This is a genomic window from Methylobacterium cerastii (genome assembly GCF_022179125.1).
Classification (GTDB): Bacteria; Pseudomonadota; Alphaproteobacteria; order Rhizobiales; family Beijerinckiaceae; genus Methylobacterium; species Methylobacterium cerastii.
The window spans coordinates 67,778-83,450 of the sequence record NZ_BPQG01000032.1 but is presented as its reverse complement, the minus strand read 5'-3'; the positions used below and the strand labels follow the sequence as shown (position 1 = coordinate 83,450).

The 15,673-nt window shown below is 71.7% G+C and carries 15 protein-coding genes and 2 pseudogenes; 8 read left to right on the top strand and 9 right to left on the bottom strand.

Translation table 11 applies throughout. The annotated features are described in order from the left end of the window. Positions 1-33 precede the first annotated feature (33 nt). Both MFF13_RS11350 and MFF13_RS11345 read right to left on the bottom strand, forming a co-directional pair. Complete coding sequence (locus tag MFF13_RS11350; RefSeq protein WP_147828082.1) at positions 34-1,899, bottom strand: ABC-F family ATP-binding cassette domain-containing protein; 1,866 nt, start codon at positions 1,897-1,899, stop codon at positions 34-36. 55 nt (positions 1,900-1,954) lie between these two features. Then, complete coding sequence (locus tag MFF13_RS11345; protein ID WP_238272207.1) at positions 1,955-2,899, bottom strand: UDP-3-O-acyl-N-acetylglucosamine deacetylase; 945 nt, start codon at positions 2,897-2,899, stop codon at positions 1,955-1,957. Between the two features lie 259 nt (positions 2,900-3,158). On the opposite strand from MFF13_RS11345, the gene MFF13_RS11340 reads away from it, so the two are divergent. Both MFF13_RS11340 and MFF13_RS26560 read left to right on the top strand, forming a co-directional pair. Then, positions 3,159-3,845, top strand: coding sequence for a Crp/Fnr family transcriptional regulator (locus MFF13_RS11340; RefSeq protein WP_238272206.1), 687 nt, complete (start codon positions 3,159-3,161; stop codon positions 3,843-3,845). Positions 3,846-3,918: 73 nt separating this feature from the next. Beyond that, positions 3,919-4,329 (top strand): annotated as a pseudogene (locus MFF13_RS26560) (ABC transporter ATP-binding protein); the annotation flags it as partial. A gap of 241 nt (positions 4,330-4,570) precedes the next feature. Here the strand turns inward: MFF13_RS26560 and MFF13_RS26555 are convergent. Continuing rightward, a pseudogene (locus MFF13_RS26555) lies at positions 4,571-4,735 on the bottom strand (hypothetical protein); the annotation flags it as partial. On the opposite strand from MFF13_RS26555, the gene MFF13_RS26550 reads away from it, so the two are divergent. From MFF13_RS26550 to MFF13_RS11315, 4 genes are all read left to right on the top strand, one after another. Then, positions 4,690-4,953, top strand: coding sequence for a TOBE domain-containing protein (locus MFF13_RS26550; RefSeq protein ID WP_238272222.1), 264 nt, complete (start codon positions 4,690-4,692; stop codon positions 4,951-4,953). The pseudogene MFF13_RS26555 and the gene MFF13_RS26550 overlap by 46 nt on opposite strands. A gap of 154 nt (positions 4,954-5,107) precedes the next feature. Next, positions 5,108-5,236: a hypothetical protein gene (locus MFF13_RS26375; protein ID WP_281407946.1), complete on the top strand. Its 129-nt coding sequence runs from the start codon at positions 5,108-5,110 to the stop codon at positions 5,234-5,236. A 794-nt stretch (positions 5,237-6,030) separates the two neighbouring features. Continuing rightward, on the top strand, positions 6,031-6,981 hold the full coding sequence (locus MFF13_RS11320) for an ABC transporter permease (RefSeq protein WP_238272205.1): 951 nt from the start codon (positions 6,031-6,033) through the stop codon (positions 6,979-6,981). After that, positions 6,978-7,775, top strand: coding sequence for an ABC transporter permease subunit (locus MFF13_RS11315; RefSeq protein ID WP_147828080.1), 798 nt, complete (start codon positions 6,978-6,980; stop codon positions 7,773-7,775). Before MFF13_RS11320 ends, MFF13_RS11315 begins: the two co-directional genes overlap by 4 nt. A 4-nt stretch (positions 7,776-7,779) precedes the next feature. On the opposite strand, the gene MFF13_RS11310 is transcribed toward MFF13_RS11315, so the two are convergent. Together MFF13_RS11310 and MFF13_RS11305 are read right to left on the bottom strand one after the other, a co-directional pair. Then, complete coding sequence (locus tag MFF13_RS11310) at positions 7,780-8,439, bottom strand: 3-oxoacid CoA-transferase subunit B (RefSeq protein WP_147752225.1); 660 nt, start codon at positions 8,437-8,439, stop codon at positions 7,780-7,782. A 22-nt stretch (positions 8,440-8,461) separates the two neighbouring features. Then, the gene (locus MFF13_RS11305) at positions 8,462-9,199 is read right to left on the bottom strand and encodes a CoA transferase subunit A (protein WP_147752224.1); all 738 of its coding nucleotides are present in this window, start codon (positions 9,197-9,199) and stop codon (positions 8,462-8,464) included. A 311-nt stretch (positions 9,200-9,510) separates the two neighbouring features. Between MFF13_RS11305 and MFF13_RS11300 the strand changes: the two genes are divergently transcribed. Continuing rightward, on the top strand, positions 9,511-11,370 hold the full coding sequence (locus MFF13_RS11300) for an AsmA family protein (protein WP_238272204.1): 1,860 nt from the start codon (positions 9,511-9,513) through the stop codon (positions 11,368-11,370). 126 nt (positions 11,371-11,496) lie between these two features. On the opposite strand, the gene MFF13_RS11295 is transcribed toward MFF13_RS11300, so the two are convergent. Next, positions 11,497-11,982, bottom strand: a complete 486-nt coding sequence (locus tag MFF13_RS11295; RefSeq protein WP_147815814.1) for a MarR family winged helix-turn-helix transcriptional regulator — start codon at positions 11,980-11,982, stop codon at positions 11,497-11,499. A gap of 98 nt (positions 11,983-12,080) precedes the next feature. Here MFF13_RS11295 and MFF13_RS11290 point away from each other — a divergent pair, with 98 nt between their 5' ends. Continuing rightward, complete coding sequence (locus MFF13_RS11290; RefSeq protein ID WP_238272203.1) at positions 12,081-12,860, top strand: DUF1499 domain-containing protein; 780 nt, start codon at positions 12,081-12,083, stop codon at positions 12,858-12,860. Positions 12,861-12,879: 19 nt separating this feature from the next. On the opposite strand, the gene MFF13_RS11285 is transcribed toward MFF13_RS11290, so the two are convergent. From MFF13_RS11285 to MFF13_RS11275, 3 genes are all read right to left on the bottom strand, one after another. Then, positions 12,880-13,821: an MBL fold metallo-hydrolase gene (locus tag MFF13_RS11285; RefSeq protein WP_147828078.1), complete on the bottom strand. Its 942-nt coding sequence runs from the start codon at positions 13,819-13,821 to the stop codon at positions 12,880-12,882. Between the two features lie 94 nt (positions 13,822-13,915). Next, the gene (locus tag MFF13_RS11280) at positions 13,916-14,848 is read right to left on the bottom strand and encodes a DUF2865 domain-containing protein (RefSeq protein WP_238272202.1); all 933 of its coding nucleotides are present in this window, start codon (positions 14,846-14,848) and stop codon (positions 13,916-13,918) included. A 407-nt stretch (positions 14,849-15,255) separates the two neighbouring features. Next, positions 15,256-15,423, bottom strand: coding sequence for a hypothetical protein (locus tag MFF13_RS11275; RefSeq protein WP_238272201.1), 168 nt, complete (start codon positions 15,421-15,423; stop codon positions 15,256-15,258). Between the last annotated feature and the right edge of the window lie 250 nt (positions 15,424-15,673).

The window sequence follows — 15,673 nt, the reverse complement described above, 5'->3', positions numbered from 1 at the left end:
GCGGGCCGAGCCGAATTCTAGCGCGGTGGTGTCTCACGCCGCCTCGATCTCCCCGCTCACCGTCAGCCACTCTTCCTCGGCGACCCCGAGCGCGGCCACGGCATCCGCCCGCATCTTCGCGATCTCGCCGGCCTTGGCGGCGTTCTGGAGGAAGGCGGTGCCGTCGCCCAAGGCCGCGTCGATCTTGGCGATGGCGGCGGTGAGCTTCTCCATGCGCGCCTCGAGGCCTTCGAGGCGCTTGCGCAAGGGGGCGAGGGCGGCGCGGCGCTCGACCGCCGAGCGGCGGGCCTCGGCCTGCTTGCCGCCGGACGCGTCCTCGTCGCGGGCGGTGTCGCGCTCGGGGCCGGCGAGCACCAGGCGGCGATAGTCGTCCATGTCGCCGTCGAAGGCCTTCACCGAGCCGTCGGCGACGAGCCAGAGGCGGTCGGCGCAGGCCTCGACCAGGAAGCGGTCGTGGCTGACCAGGATGACGGCGCCCTCGTAGTCGTTGATCGCCTCGACCAGCGCCTGCCGGCTCTCGATGTCGAGGTGGTTGGTCGGCTCGTCGAGGATCAGCAGGTGCGGCCCCTCGAAGGCCGCGAGCCCCATCAGCAGGCGGGCCTTCTCGCCGCCCGAGAGCTGCGAGACCGGCGTGTCCGCCTTGTTGGCGGGAAACCCGAGCCGGGCGGTGGCGGCGCGCACCCGCGCCTCGGGCGCGTCCGGCATCAGCGTGCGCAGGTGCGCCACCGCGTTCTCGGCCGGGCGCAGCTCGTCGAGCTGGTGCTGCGCGAAGTACGCGACCTTCATCTTCGAGGAGCGGCGAAGCTCGCCCGAGAGCGCGTCGAGCCGGCCGCCGATCAGCTTGCAGAAGGTCGACTTGCCGTTGCCGTTGGCGCCGAGCAGCGCGACGCGGTCGTCCGGGGCGAGGCTGAGGTTCAGCCCGGAGAGCACGATGCGGTCGGGGTAGCCGGCGGCGACCCGCTCCATCGCGACGATCGGCGGCGAGAGCGGCTTTTCCGGGCTCGGCAGGTGGATGACCGGCACGTCGTCCTCGATCAGCCCGGCGATCGGCACCATCTTGGCGAGCTTCTTCACGCGCGACTGGGCCTGGCGCGCCTTGGTCGCCTTGGCCTTGAACCGGTCGATGAAGCTCTGCAGGTGCGCCCGCTCGGCATCCTGCTTCACCTTGGCCTTGGCCTGCAGCATGCGCTTCTCGGAGAGCTGCTTGGCGAAGGAGGTGTAGCCGCCGCGGTAGATCGTCAGCTTGCCGCGGTCGAGATGCAGGATGTGGTCGACGCTCTCATCGAGCAGGTCTCGGTCGTGGGAGATGATGATCGCGGTGCGCGGATAGCGCTCGAGGTAGTCGTAGAGCCAGATCGTGCCCTCGATGTCGAGGTAGTTGGTCGGCTCGTCGAGCAGCAGCAGGTCGGGCTCGGAGAACAGCACCGCGGCCAAAGCCACGCGCATCCGCCAGCCGCCGGAGAAGTCCGAGCACGGGCGCCCCTGCGCGGCCGCGTCGAATCCGAGGCCGTGCAGGATCGCCGCCGCGCGGGCCGGCGCCGAATGCGCGCCGATGTCCACGAGCCGCGTCTCGATCTCGGCGCGGCGCAGGCCGTCGGCGCCTTCCGCCTCGGCCATCAGCCGCGCCCGCTCGGTGTCGGCGGCGAGGACGACGGCGTGCAGGGTCTCGGGGCCGGCCGGCGCCTCCTGCGCCACCGCGCCGATGCGCATGCCCCTGGGCATCGAGACCGCGCTCGCATCCACCGGCCACTCGCCGAGGATCGCCTTGAACAGCGTGGTCTTGCCGGCGCCGTTGCGGCCGACGAGGCCGACGCGGGCGCGGTCGGGGATGGAGAAGCTCGCGCCGTCGAGGATCAGGCGCTCGCCGATGCGGAGGGTGAGGTCGTTGACGCGGAGCATGGGGCGTTCTGGCGAGGCCGGCGCCCCGTGGCAAGCGCCGGACGGCGGCGAACGCTCAGACCAGCTCCCAGGCGTCGGGCTCGGCCAACAGCCGGGCCACCAGGGCGTGGTTGAGCTCGTGCCCGGTATGGGCCGCGATCAGCCGCCCGCGGATCGGGTGACCGGCGAGCGCGAGGTCGCCGACGAGGTCGAGGACGCGGTGGCGGACAGGCTCGTCGGCCACCCGCATCCCGCCGAGGATGCGCCCGCGCACGATCATCGCCGCCGAGCGGACGCCGCAGCCCTGCAGGAAGGGTTTTCGCGTGACGAAGCCGTAGGCGCGCCCGAGCATGGCGCGCCAATAGCGGCCGAAGCTCCGCGCCGGCGCGATCTCGGACAGGAACACGTCCGGCGTGATCGTCCCGGACCAGTCGAGCGGGCCGAAATGCGCCAGCGCGAGGTGGGCTGAGACGTGGAGCCCGTCATGCGGCTCGATCCGTAAGGTGCGCCGGCCATCCTCCACCTGGACCGTGCGCAGCATCCGGATCGTCCGGCGCGGCGCGCCGTTCTCGATCCGCCCTGCGGCACGGATCGCGCGGCACCAGGGCACGGCGCTGCCGTCGAAGATCGGCAGCTCCTCGGCGTCGATCTCGACGAGCGCCTCGTCGACGCCCTCGGCCGAGAGCGCGGCGAGCAGGTGCTCGACGGTGCGGATCAGCGGTCCCTCCGGGGACCGCAACGCGGTGCACAGCGGCTGGCGCTCGCGCAGCGACCACGAAGCCGGCACGTCGACCGTGCGGCCGTCGCGCAGCGTTCGGCGGAAGACGACGCCGTGGCCGGGCGGCGCAGGGCCGACGCGGACGGTGGCGCGGCGCCCGGTGTGGAGCCCACGTCCCGACAGGGAGAACGCGGCGCCGAGCGTCGCGCGGAAGGGGCCGCCCGGCGTCGAGACGAGGTCCGGCGCGGATCGTTCGGAGGGAAAGGCTGGAGGCATCGGGTCGGGGGGCGGCTGACGCTGCATTCCGGGTTCCGGGCACCCTCGCAGGCCGAATGCGGGCTTTATACCTAAAGTCATCCGGCAGGGTCAGGAAATCACGGCCTCGTGCCGTCTCGGGCGGCACCATCCACCCTCATCGGCCGCCGTCGGCTTGACCGGTGACGACCCGGTCGTCACGATCTTGCAACACATTCGACGACGCGACGCTCCGGGTCGGCTGCGCGGACTTCTAGACGGTCCGCGGCGCGACGGTCCCGGCGCATCGCGAAGGGACCGGTTTTCGATGGCGCGGCTCTCCACCATTCCGTTCTTCAAGGAGCCGGGCATCGAGCTCGCGCCCTTCGAGACGCGCTGCCACTGGCGCCGCTTCGACGAGAACGAGGTGTTGGTCGACTTCGACGACGTGTCTACCGACGTGTACTTCCTGGTCACCGGCGAGGTCCGGATCCTCAACCGCACGCAATCCGGCAAGGAAGTGATCCTGGGCGAGATGCGCGGCGGCGCGTTCTTCGGCGAGCTGTCGGCGCTGGACGGCGTCGGCCGCTCGGCCAACGTCACGGCGCTCACCCGCGGCGAGCTCTGCGTCGTCCCGGCCTCGGTGTTCCGCCAGATGGTGTTCGCCTCCGAGCCCATCGCAGACCGGCTGTTCCGCCTGCTGACCAAGCGCGTGCGCGAGCTGAACACCCGCCTGATGGAGCACGCGCTGCTCGACCTGCGCCACCGGCTCTACGCCGAGCTGCTGCGGCTCTCGGTGCCGCGGGCGGGCGGGGGCGACGAACGGGTGGTGACGCCGCCGCCCTACCACCACGTGCTCGCAGCCCGCATCGGCTGCCGCCGCGAGCAGGTGACCCGCGAGTTCACGGTGATGGCCGCCGAAGGCCTCGTCGACCGCACCCGCGGCGCCCTGGTGATCCGCCGGCCGGACCTGCTGGAGGCCCGGGTCGCCGAGGCCCTGCGCGAGGACAGCTGAGGCCTTGTCCGCGCCGCTGCTGCGACTGGAGACCCTGACCAAGCGGTTCGGAAGCGGGATCGCGGTCGACGCCGTGTCCCTCGACCTGGCGGCGTCCGAGTTCTTCTGCCTGCTCGGCCCCTCGGGCTGCGGCAAGAGCACGTTGCTCCGCCTCGTCGCCGGGTTCGAGGCACCCGATTCGGGCGCGATCCGCCTCGGGGACGAGGACCTTACCGCGCTGCCGGCGCACCGACGGCCGGTGAACATGATGTTCCAGTCCTATGCGCTGTTCCCGCACATGAGCGTCGGGCGCAACGTCGCCTACGGGCTGAAGGGCCTCGTCACGGGCCGCGCGGCGACGACCGAGCGGGTCGCGGCGCTGCTTCGCCTCGTACGCCTCGACGGCTATGCCGACCGCGCCCCGGCGACGCTCTCGGGCGGCCAGCGCCAGCGCGTGGCGCTCGCCCGCGCCCTCGCCCGCGAGCCGCGGGTGCTGCTCCTGGACGAGCCGATGGCGGCCCTCGACCGGAGCTTGCGCGAGGAGACGCAAGGGGAGCTGCGCGCCCTGCAGCGCCGGCTCGGCACCGCCTTCGTCGTCGTCACCCACGACCCCGCCGAGGCGATGACCCTCGCCGACCGCGTCGGCGTGATGGATCGCGGCCGGCTGGTTCAGGTGGGACGCCCCGCCGACCTCTACCGCCGGCCGGCCACGCGCTTCGTCGCGGGCCTGCTCGGCGACGTGAACCTCATCCCCGGCCGCCTCGGGGCGGACGCGCCCGGCCCGCACCGCGCCGTCGAGACCGCATTCGGGACCTGGCTCGGGCGCGCACCCGAGGCGCCGGTCGCGGCCGGCGCCGCCGTCGTCCTGGCAGTCCGCCCCGAAGATCTGCGCCCGGAAGATCTGCGCCCCGAAGATCTGCGCCCCGAAGATCTGCGCCTCGGCGGGGAGGGCGCGCCCGCGACGCTGATCGAGGAGACCTTTCTCGGCGACCGCATCCGCCGCGTCCTCCGCCTCGCCGACGGCACCCTGCTGCGCGCGACCGCCGCGCCGGGCGAGGGGGCACCGGCCGTGGGCGAAGCGGTCGCGATCCGCTTCGCCCCCGACGCCGCGACGATCCTGCCGGCATGAGAGGACCGGCGATCCCTACGATCGTCGTCATGCCTATCTCCGACGACGACCCGCCTTCCCCCTGAAGCGGGCAGAGCGATCGCACATGGCTTTTCCAGCCCTCGCTGCGGTGAGGGTGGTGCGTCGACGCCTATTAGAAGCCGGGAGGGGGTCGATGCGTGCAGTGCAGGACTTGTCCCCGACGGCTCGGGACCTCGCCCTCCTGCGCCGTCTCGCCCTCGACATCGTCGGCCGGGACGAGAAGAAGGCCTCTGTGCACACCAAGCGACGACTGGCCGGATGAAAGGACGACGACCTCGGCTCGACGCACAAGTCCGAGACATCCGACAAAACCGCCCCGTCGCTGCTTGACCCAACGGACGGTCGCTCATCATCGCATGCAGGAACGGCCCAAATCGGGGCGGGCTCGGGGCAATCTTGACAAAATTCCTACAACCTGCCTATAACCCCATCACGCGCTGCACGGCGCCGGGGCTGCGTTTCGTCCCGGTGCCGCCGTCAGGAGCCGGCCCGGTGATCGACGGGGCGGTCGGCAGCGTGGCGGCTCCCGGGTCGTCGGTCGGTCAGCCGGCGGCGCGGGCATCGTGGGGCAGGGACACAGAGCGGCGGGTTCACCCGCGTGCCGTGGCCCGGAGTGACCGGACCCGCAACGCGGGGCTGGGCTCGTGCTCGCGCGGGAAGGCTTAGGCGCGACCGACCGCTCACGCGGACGCGGAAGCGTGACAGGCGTTCGAGGTTTTACGCCTCCTGCCCCGCGTTGTGTGGCTACGATCGAACCAGTCGCGACGCCAAATCGGCGCCGACGCCCGCGTTCCGGGCCCGGCACCGCGGGACGCCGGGGAACCGGCTAATCGCGCATCATCACAGGGTTCCGCGGCGTCCCGCGTCTCCTGTTTCGTGATGTTCGGGCCATGCCGCCGGCGGACTTTTGTTCGCGCGGGGTGGTTTTGGTGTGTCGCGACCACGACGCGCATCTTCCTCCCTTCTTTGCGTGGGGAGGGAACGCGTGGCGGCTTCGCATGTGCAATGTATGAACGTCGTCGCCCCGGAGATTGTGGTTCGGGTGAGGTTCTCGAAATGATCCCCCTGTCGCGCGCGCGAAGCCTACAGGCCCTGCTTCGCCTGCCGGTCTGGCTCTGGCTCGGCGCGTTCTTCCTGGTGCCGTTCGTCATCACCTTGAAGATCAGCCTGTCGGAGCCGGCCACCGCGATGCCGCCGTACCTGCCGGTGCTCGACTGGCGGGGCGGGGCGGGGGATTGGTCGGACTTCCTCCAGGCCTTGAACGTCGAGAACTACGTCACGCTTGCCACCGACGCGCTCTATCGCGACGCGGCCCTGGCCTCGGTGGCCTACGCGCTGGCGGCGACGATCATCCTGGCGGGCATCGCCACCCCGCTCGCCTACGCCATCGCCCGGAGCCCGGCGGGGCGTCAGCCGCTGCTCGTCGCCCTCGTCGTGGTGCCGTTCTGGACGAGCTTCCTGATCCGGGTCTACGCCTGGATCGCGATCCTGAAGCCGGAAGGCCTGCTCAACCTCGGGCTGATGCGCCTGGGGCTGATCGGACAGCCGCTAGAAATCCTGAATACCCCCGTCGCAGTGCTCATCGGCCTCGTCTACGCCTACCTGCCGTTCATGGTGCTGCCGCTCTACGCCGTGCTGAGCCGCCTCGATCCGGCTTTGCGCGAGGCGGCCGCCGACCTCGGCGCCTCGCCGGCCCGGGTGTTCCGGACGGTGACGCTGCCCCTCGCGCTCCCCGGCCTGCTGGCCGGCGCAGCGCTCTGCTTCATCCCCATGGTCGGCGAGTTCGTGATCCCGGACCTGCTCGGCGGCTCCGAGACGCTGATGCTCGGGCGCGTGCTGTGGAGCGAGTTCTTCTCCAACCGCGATTGGCCGCTCGCCTCGGCGGTGGCGATCCTGCTGGTCGTCCTCGTGGTCGGCCCGGTGGTGCTGTTCCGCGACGCCGCCGCCGAGGCCGCGAGCGGCGAGGGCTCGGGCAGAGAGATCCCGGGCAGAGAGGGCGCACCATGAGCGTGCTGACCCGATCCGTCCTGATCCGTGCCGTGCTGATCTCAGGGTTCGGCTTCCTCTACGCGCCGATCCTGGTGCTCGTCGCCTACTCGTTCAACGCGTCGGCGCTGGTCACGGTGTGGGGCGGGTTCTCGACCCGGTGGTACGGCGTGCTGCTGGCCGACGGGCCGTTGCTCGAATCCGCCTGGATGTCGCTGCGGGTCGCGACCCTGTCGGCCGCAATCGCCACCGCGCTCGGCACGCTCGCCGCCCTCGCGCTCGCCCGCCACGGCCGCTTCAGTGGGCGGACGCTGTTCACCGGCCTCGTCACCGCGCCGATGGTGATGCCGGAGGTGATCACCGGCCTGTCGCTGCTGCTGCTCTTCGTCGGGATCGGGCTCGACCGCGGGATGGGGGCGATCGTCGTCGCCCACGCGACGCTGGGCACCGGCTTCGTCGCGGTGGTCGTCGCCGCGCGCCTGCGCGGGCTCGACCGCGACCTGGAGGAGGCCGCGGCCGACCTCGGGGCCGGGCCGTTCCGGGTCTTCGCCACGGTGACGCTGCCGCTCCTGGCCCCCGGCATCGCCGCCGGGTTCCTGCTGGCCTTCACCCTGTCGCTCGACGACCTCGTGGTCGCGAGCTTCGTCTCCGGGCCGGGCGCGACCACCCTGCCGATGCGGCTCTACAGCCAGGTCCGCCTCGGGGTGAACCCGGAGATCAACGCCGCCTCGACGCTCCTGATCGCCGCGGTCGGCCTCGCGGTCGGCGCCGCGACGTGGCTCGGCGCCCGGCGGGGCGGCCGAGCCACGTCGTAGAACCTCAGGCGAGCCCCACCGTGTAGGCCGCCTCGGTCTTGCCGCGGATCTCGTCCTCGGTGACGCCGTCCGCGAGCTCGATCAGCCGCATCCCGCCGTCGCCGTGCTTGTCGATCGTGAACACGCCGAGATCGGTGATGACGAGGTCGACCACGTGCGTGCCGGTGAGCGGCAGGTCGCATTCCTTGAGCAGCTTGGGGCTCTCGGTGCCGTCCTTGTTCTTCGCCACGTGCTCCATGACGACGACGACGCGCTTGACGCCGGCCACGAGGTCCATGGCGCCGCCCATGCCCTTCACCATCTTGCCGGGGATCATCCAGTTGGCGAGGTCGCCGTTCCCGGCCACCTGCATGGCGCCGAGGATCGACAGGTTGATGTGCCCGCCGCGGATCATCCCGAAAGAATCGGACGAGGAGAAGTAGCTCGTCGTCGGCAGCGCCGTGATCGTCTGCTTGCCGGCGTTGATCAGGTCGGCGTCCTCCTCGCCTTCGAGCGGGAACGGGCCCATGCCGAGCATGCCGTTCTCCGACTGGAGCTGAACCGACATCCCGTCGGGGATGTAGTTGGAAACCAGGGTCGGGATGCCGATCCCGAGGTTGACGTAGAAGCCGTCCTCCAGCTCCTTCGCGGCACGTGCCGCCATCTGTTCGCGGGTCCAGGCCATTTTCGTGTTCCCTCTTGCCTGATCAGATCTGGCCGCCGCCGGCCGCCGCGGGCGCGGCTTCGGCGCGCTTGCGCACCGTGCGCTGCTCGATCCGCTTCTCGCGTCCCGGCACGTGGATGATGCGCTTCACGAAGATGCCGGGCGTGTGGATGTCGTCGGCGTCGATCTCGCCGGGCTTCACCAGGTGCTCGACCTGCGCCACCGTCATGGTCGCGGCGGTGGCCATCATCGGGTTGAAGTTCCGGGCGGTCTTCCGGTAGCGGAGGTTGCCCTCGGTGTCGCCGGTGTGGGCGTGGATGAGCGCGAGGTCCGCGAACAGGCCGCGCTCCATCACGAAGTGCTCGCCGTCGAACTCACGCACCTCCTTGCCCTCGGCGACCTTGGTGCCGACGCCGGTCTTGGTGAAGAAGGCCGGGATGCCGGCTCCGCCCGCGCGGATGCGCTCGGCGAGCGTCCCCTGCGGGTTGAACTCGATCTCGAGTTCGCCGCCGAGATACTGCCGGGCGAACTCCTTGTTCTCGCCGACATAGGACGAGATCATCTTGGAGACCTGCCGCGTGTCGAGCAGCTTGCCGAGACCAACGCCGTCGATGCCGGCGTTGTTCGAGACGATGGTCAGGCCCTTCACGCCCGATTCGCGCACAGCCTCGATCAGTTCGTCGGGGATGCCGCAGAGGCCGAAGCCGCCGCACATCACCATCATGTCGTTCTTCAGCAGCCCCGCGAGCGCCGTCGTCGGATCCGCATAGACCTTCTTCATGGACGTTGAACCCTATCAAGGCCCGCGCGCGACGGCGCCGACAATCGTTTCCGCGAAAGCTGTCTCCGATTCCGACGCGCCGGTAAAGGCGCCCGGTGCCGGGAATCAAAGCGCCGGCATGCGTTCGAAGGCGGCGGGGACGGCCGGGCGCCGCGGGCAGACAAAGCCGATCGAAGGCTTTAAGGGAATCACCCGAACGGTCCGATGCATGACGGCTGGGGGGAGCCTGAGACATCGCGGACGCGTTCGTCGTCCCCCGTCGCGCCTACGCCGCTCCTCGGCGCTCCCGCGACGTGCCCGCCCGGAGTGCAATGTCGCCGCGCCGCCCCCTCATCGCCGTCGGCCTCGCGTCGATGGCCGCCCTCGTGGCGGGCTTGGCGACCCTGCCCTGGCCGGTCGGCACCCCGACGGCGGCGGCTTTCGTCAGCCGCGGCCTGCGCGAGTTCGGCCTCGCGCTCACCGCGGAGGGCGCGACGACGATGACGCTACTCCCGCTTCCGCGCCTGAGCTTCACCCGCACCCGGATCACCGGGGCGCAGGCCGGCGGACCTGCCCTGATCGAGGGCGGCAGCCTCGACCTCGACCTCAATCCGCTCGCCCTGCTCTCGGGCCAGGCCGACCTCGGCTCGGTCGCGCTGGGCGGCGCTACCATCCACATGCCCGACGGCGCCGACGACCCGCGCTGGACCGAGCCCGCCCGCCGCATCGGCGCGCGCCTAGCCCAAGGCGGCACCAACCATCCGCGCCGGATCACCTTGAGTGGCACCACCCTCGATTCCGCGAATCCGGGAGCCGGCGCGCAGGCGGTCGACCTGACCCTCGCCTGGCCGATCTGGAGCGCCAGCCTCGACGCGGCCGCGACCCTGACCTGGCGCGGTGCGCGCACCAGCGTGGCGGTCGTCGGGCTGCGCGCGGGCGACCTCCTGGCCGGAGCCGCGTCGCCCTTCGCCCTGAACGCCGCGTGGCCCACGGGGAGCCTGTCGGCCGACGGCACCGCCACCACCGCGGGCGGCTTCGCGATGCAGGGGCGGGGACGGGTCGAGACGCGCTCGTTGTCCGAGACGATGGCCTGGATCGGCGGCGACGTGGCGCTGGCGCCCTTCATCCGGACCCTCGTGCTCGACGGCCGCTTCGAGACCGCCGGCCGGACCCTGTCGTTCTCGAGCCTGCGCGCAACCCTCGGCGACGACGTGCTCGAAGGCGCGGGCTCGATGAGCTTCGGCGAGGCCCGCACCGCGGTCCAGGCAACGCTCGCCGCCGACAGCCTCAACCTCGCGCCCCTGCTTGGCGGGCTGATGCAGGTCTTCGGCACCGCTCCGGCGGATGACGGCACCGCGGAGCCGGCCCGGCCGGTGGCCCTGGCGCCGCTCACCGGCGGCGACCTCGACCTGCGCATCTCGGCCGCCGAGAGCCGAATCGGCCCGGTCCTCCTCAGCGACCTCGCCGCGAGCGTGCTGGTGCGGCCGGGCTCGATCGAGGTCGCGCTCAACCGCGCCGGGCTGCAGGGCGCGACCCTGAAGGGCCGGGTCGCCCTCTCGGCCGCCGGCGCAGACGGCGGCGAGACCGAGGTGAAAGCGCAGGGCGCGTTCGACCGGCTCGACCTCGGATCGCTCCTCCTCGACCTCGGGGAGGCGCGCTGGGTGCTCGGCGGCACGCAAGGCCAGTTCACCCTGGAGAGCAGCGGGCGCGACACCGCGGACCTCGCGGCGCACGTCGCCGGGCGGGCGGGCTTCACCATCGACGGCGGCGTGCTGGCCGGGATCGACCTCGTCGACGTCCTGCACCGCAACGGGGCGATCGCGCCCGGAGCGCTCGCCCGCCGCAACGGCCGCACGCCGTTCGAGCGCGCCGCGATCGCCCTGCGCTTCGCCGACGGCATCGGAGAGATCGGCGAGGGCACTTTGAAGACCGCGAGCCTCACGGGCATCCTGCGCGGGCAGATCTCGCTGCCGGCGCGCAGCGTCAGCGCTCGGGCGGAGCTCGGCCCGAAGGCCGGCGGCGACCCCGGCCGCCCAGGGCTCGCCTTCGAGATCGTCGGCCCGTGGGATGCCGTGCGCGTCCGGGCCGCGCAGAAGGCGGCCGAGCCGGAGCGGCGCGACGAAGGGCCGGCGTCGCTGCACGTGCCGACCTCGGTCGTGATCCCGGGCACCGCGCGCGCCTACGCACCCTGATCCGCCGAGCCCGGCCCAGTCATACCAAATCCGGTTGATCCCTTCGGGATGGCGGATTTAGGCTTCGCTCAGGCGCCGCGCGGGCTTGCCTGATACGGCCTCCGCTTTGATCAAGCGGAAGCCGTATCAGTCGGTAGGGTTTTCGGCTTCCGCCCGGGCCAGCGCCCGCCAGCGCAGCACCAAGGCCTCGAAAGCCGCGAGGTCGTCATCGCCGAGCCGTCCCAGCGTCTGCCCGACATAGGCCGCCTGCGCCGCCAGCCCCTGCGCGGCGAGGTCGGCCCCGACCGGCGTGAGGTGGAGCGCGTGCGAGCGCCGGTCGCCGGGGATCGGCCGCCGCTCGACGAGCCCAGCTTCGACCAGGCGGTCGATCAGGCCGGAGACGTTGCCCTTCGTCACGTAGAGCCGGGCCGCGAGATCCTGCTGGGTCAGGCCCTCGCGCTCGGTCAATGTGGAGAGCACATCGAATTGTGGGATCGACAGGCCGAGGCCGCGCAGCCGCGCGCTCATCGCCGCGGTCACGCGCCGGTTCAGACGGATGAAGCGGAACCAGACGCGCAGGGGGTCCGCGGCGTCTGCGGGGTCCGGATCGGGGGCTGGGAGGGAACGCGGCATTGGGGACGAGGCTATAGCAGACCGGGCGGTCCCCGCGAGTGGCGCGGCTGCGCTGCGGCCGGTATAGCCTTCGCATCCCCTGCAGCCCCACACGAGCCATGCGCCGCCTACTCGTCGAGGAACCCGTCACCCGCGCCGGCCCGCTCGCACGGTGGACCGCCCTGTTCTCGCTCGTGGTCTCCGGGATCGCGATCATGCTGGTGCGCGATCCCCGTACCGAGGCCGGGCCGGCGCTGGCGACCCTCGCCGCCGGCCTTTGCGTGGCGCTGGTGGCCGTGGCGCTCGCCGCGTACGCCTTCGTCCGGGTCTGGCGGGAGGGCGCCCGCGGCCTCGGCGCCGCGATCGCCGGCCTCGTCCTCGCCATGCTGGTCCTGGCCTACCCGGCCTACGCGGCGCTCCGCGGATTCCGGCTGCCCGCGCTGACCGATGTGACCACCGACATCGACAACCCGCCAGCCTTCTCGCGCTCGCGCGCCGCCTTCGCCGCCCGCAACGGAGGCTATCCGCCCGATCCCGGTCCGCAGGCCCGCGAGAAGCAGCGCGCCGCCTACCCGCAGATCGCGCCGCTGACCCTAGACATCGGCGCCGACGAGGCGTTCGAGCTGGCGCGCAAAGCCGCCGTGAACCGCAAGTGGCAGATCGTCGAGGCGATACGCCCCGGCGGGCGGGTCGGAAACGGCCGGATCGAGGCCGTCTCGCGCAGCCTCATCCTCAACCTACCCGACGACGTCACCATCCGCGTCCGGCCGCGCGCCGACGGCGCTCGCATCGACGTCCGCTCCGCCTCACGGCTCGGCACCCGCGACCTCGGCGTCAACGCCGACCGCATCCGAGCCTATCTCGACGAGGTCGCAAACCTCGCGCTCGCGGTGAAGTAGTGGCCTGCGGCCCGGCGCCTCAGCCGACTGCCGGAGTGACCGGCCGGAAGACGCCGTCGAGCCGCGGCGGGCCGTCCGTGGCCACGAGCCCGCGCGCGACGAGGTCCTCGAGGTGGGCGAAAACCGACAGCGCCGCCGCGCCGCGCAGGCGCGGATCGAGGCTCTGGTAGGTAGCGGTGACGATCGCCGGGATCGTGTCGTCGCCAGCAGTGATCCGCGCACGGATCGAGGCCTCGCGGTGGCGGCGGTGGTTGGCGAGCCCCCGGACGAACCGACGGGGGTTGCGCACCGGCCCCCCGTGTCCCGGCCAGTACACGGTTTCGTCGCGGCCCCGGAGCTTGTCGAGGGAATCCATGTAGGCGCGCATCGAGCCGTCGGGCGGCGCGACGATGCTGGTCGACCACGCCATCACGTGGTCGCCGGAGAACAGAGCCACCTCCTCCGGCAGGGCGAAGGCGAGGTGGTTCATGGTGTGCCCCGGCGTCTCGACGGCGACCAGCGTCCAGCCCGACCCGTCGAGCGTGTCGCCCTCGTGCATCGGCCGGTCGGGGACGTGGTCGCGGTCGGCGGCGGCGTCGAGATGGCCGACCTCGCCGACGGCGAGCGGGCGCGCCGCCCGATGCGGCAGGCAGCCGGCGATCGGCGCGCCGGTGCGCGCCTGAAGCAGGCGTGCGCCCGGCGAGTGGTCGCGATGGGTATGGGTAACGACGATTGCGGCGACCGTCTCGGACCCGAGGTCGGCCAGCAGCGCATCGACGTGGCCGGCATCCTCGGGCCCCGGATCGATCACCGCGACCTGCCCGTGCCCGACGACGTAGGTGCAGGTGCCGCTCGCCGTGAACGGACCGCCATTGGGCGCAACGCGACGGCGGACCAGAGGGCTCAGCGTCTCAAGGCGGCCATTCGCAGGCATCGCCGTCTCGAAGTCCGGCGCGTCACCGCCCGCATTCGTCTCCGCCATCGTAGGCCCCTGTCGCTCCCGAACGACCCGGGGCTACGCGATCGCGGCATCGTGGACAATCGAGCGCGGGACGGTACGCGATCGCGGCGCGCCGTCACCGGAACGGGGAGGGCGTGACCACGCGGATCTCGTTCTGGCCGCCGACGGCGCGGGCCGGGATACGGAAGCCATCGCCGACGGAGGCGACCTGCACGAGGCTCGCCCGCTCGGCGGTGCGCAGCGTCCTGCGGAAGACGCGCGCTTCGGCGTCACGCCGGATCGCGCCGACCTTGGCCTCGATCCGCCGGCTCTGGCCGCGCGTGATCGCGGCTTGCCGAAAGTCGACGAGGGCAACCGAGCCCGAACGGCTGCGCGTCACCACGTCGGCGCTGTCATGGGTGGCGACGACGTCGCCCTTGCGCAGCGTCAAGTCGTTGGCGACCGGCAGCGGGGTAGTGCCGGGCGCGGCCTGGCAGGAGCAGTTCTCCACGCGGCGCTGGCGGTAGATGTTGGCGAGTGCCGAGGCACGGTACGGCAAACCCTGCGGGCTGATCGCGCGGTCGAGTTCGGTTTCGCGTGCGCCGAGGGTGTAGACGTTCGTCGGCGCACCAGGACAGGCGGCGGCGCAGGCCGCCTCGTGGACCGGCATGTCCGCCCGCGCTCCGAGGGTGCCGAGGGGAAAGAGGTAGCCGTCGCACATCCGCACGCAGACCGTGCGCCGCCCGGTGGAGGCGACGGCCACGGCGACCGGTGCCGCACGTTCCGAGCGAGCCCGTGCCCGCGCCCGGCGCGACCGGCCGAGCGCAAGGTCGGCCACGGGACGCGGCGTGTGGTAGAGCGGACGCGGAACGCCGAGGCGGCGGCCATCGGGCAGGTTGGCGTAGCGTCCGGGCCGGTGCACCTGAGGCGCGGGCTGCGGCAGGGCCGGCGCGAACAGCTCTTGGAAGAAGTCGAACAAGCCGCCGCGCTCGGACGCCTGCACGAGGCTCGAGCCGATCGTGACGCTGCCGAGCCCGAGGATCAGACCCGCAACCGCAGTGCCGATCATCTGTCGCCGCGTTCCTCCGGAGCCGTAAAACGCACTCCACCGCGCCAAGAACGCCATGCTTCGTCAGATCCCAATCAGTCCGGCACGCCGGCCCGGCGAGGGCGGGGCGGTCGGCGCCGACTTAAAGACCGGTTAAGCCGAGCGGCAAGTGCGTAAGACAACCGAGTTGATCACAACATCGCTGCGATCAGGAGCAGGAATAGGCCGGTCGAACCAGCGATCGGCGTTAAGGTTACAGCCGTTTCGACTTGCTGGACCCAGATCGTCGTCCTCGACCCTTGCGGGATCGGCGCGGTGGATGGCACGGCTCTCGAACTTTCTCCGTCACGGAAAACCGGTGGACAGCGCATGAAAAAGCCGCCCCGGAGGGCGGCTCGCAGAAAGACGCAGGATGAGCTCGGGTGCGATCAGGGCCGGCGCACCGGTCCGTTGCTCCGAACGCGCACCGGAACGAGGCGCGCCTCCGGCTGCGGGACCAGGGCGCCCAACACTTCCTCGACGCCGCGTGCGGCGGCTCCGGCGGCGGAGTTGACGATATCCGTGAGGCGCTGGACGAGGGCGGAGGCGTTTCTCATCGCTGTTCTCTGGTTTCGGACCTGGGATGAGGAACGCCGGGCCGGATCGATCCGTTCCGGCTGCGGCCTCGTGCCCACTCCAACAATATGGCGTGACATGCGCGCTGGCGCGAGGGGTCGATCGAGGAATTCGGCGAATCACCGGCACCCGGGCCGCAACTCTCATTTTTCGTGTGTGCAGGCATTCGAAGTCGCGGAACCGAAACAACGACTTGACGTTTGGGATGTCAGAAGGTCGCGGCCAAGCCCG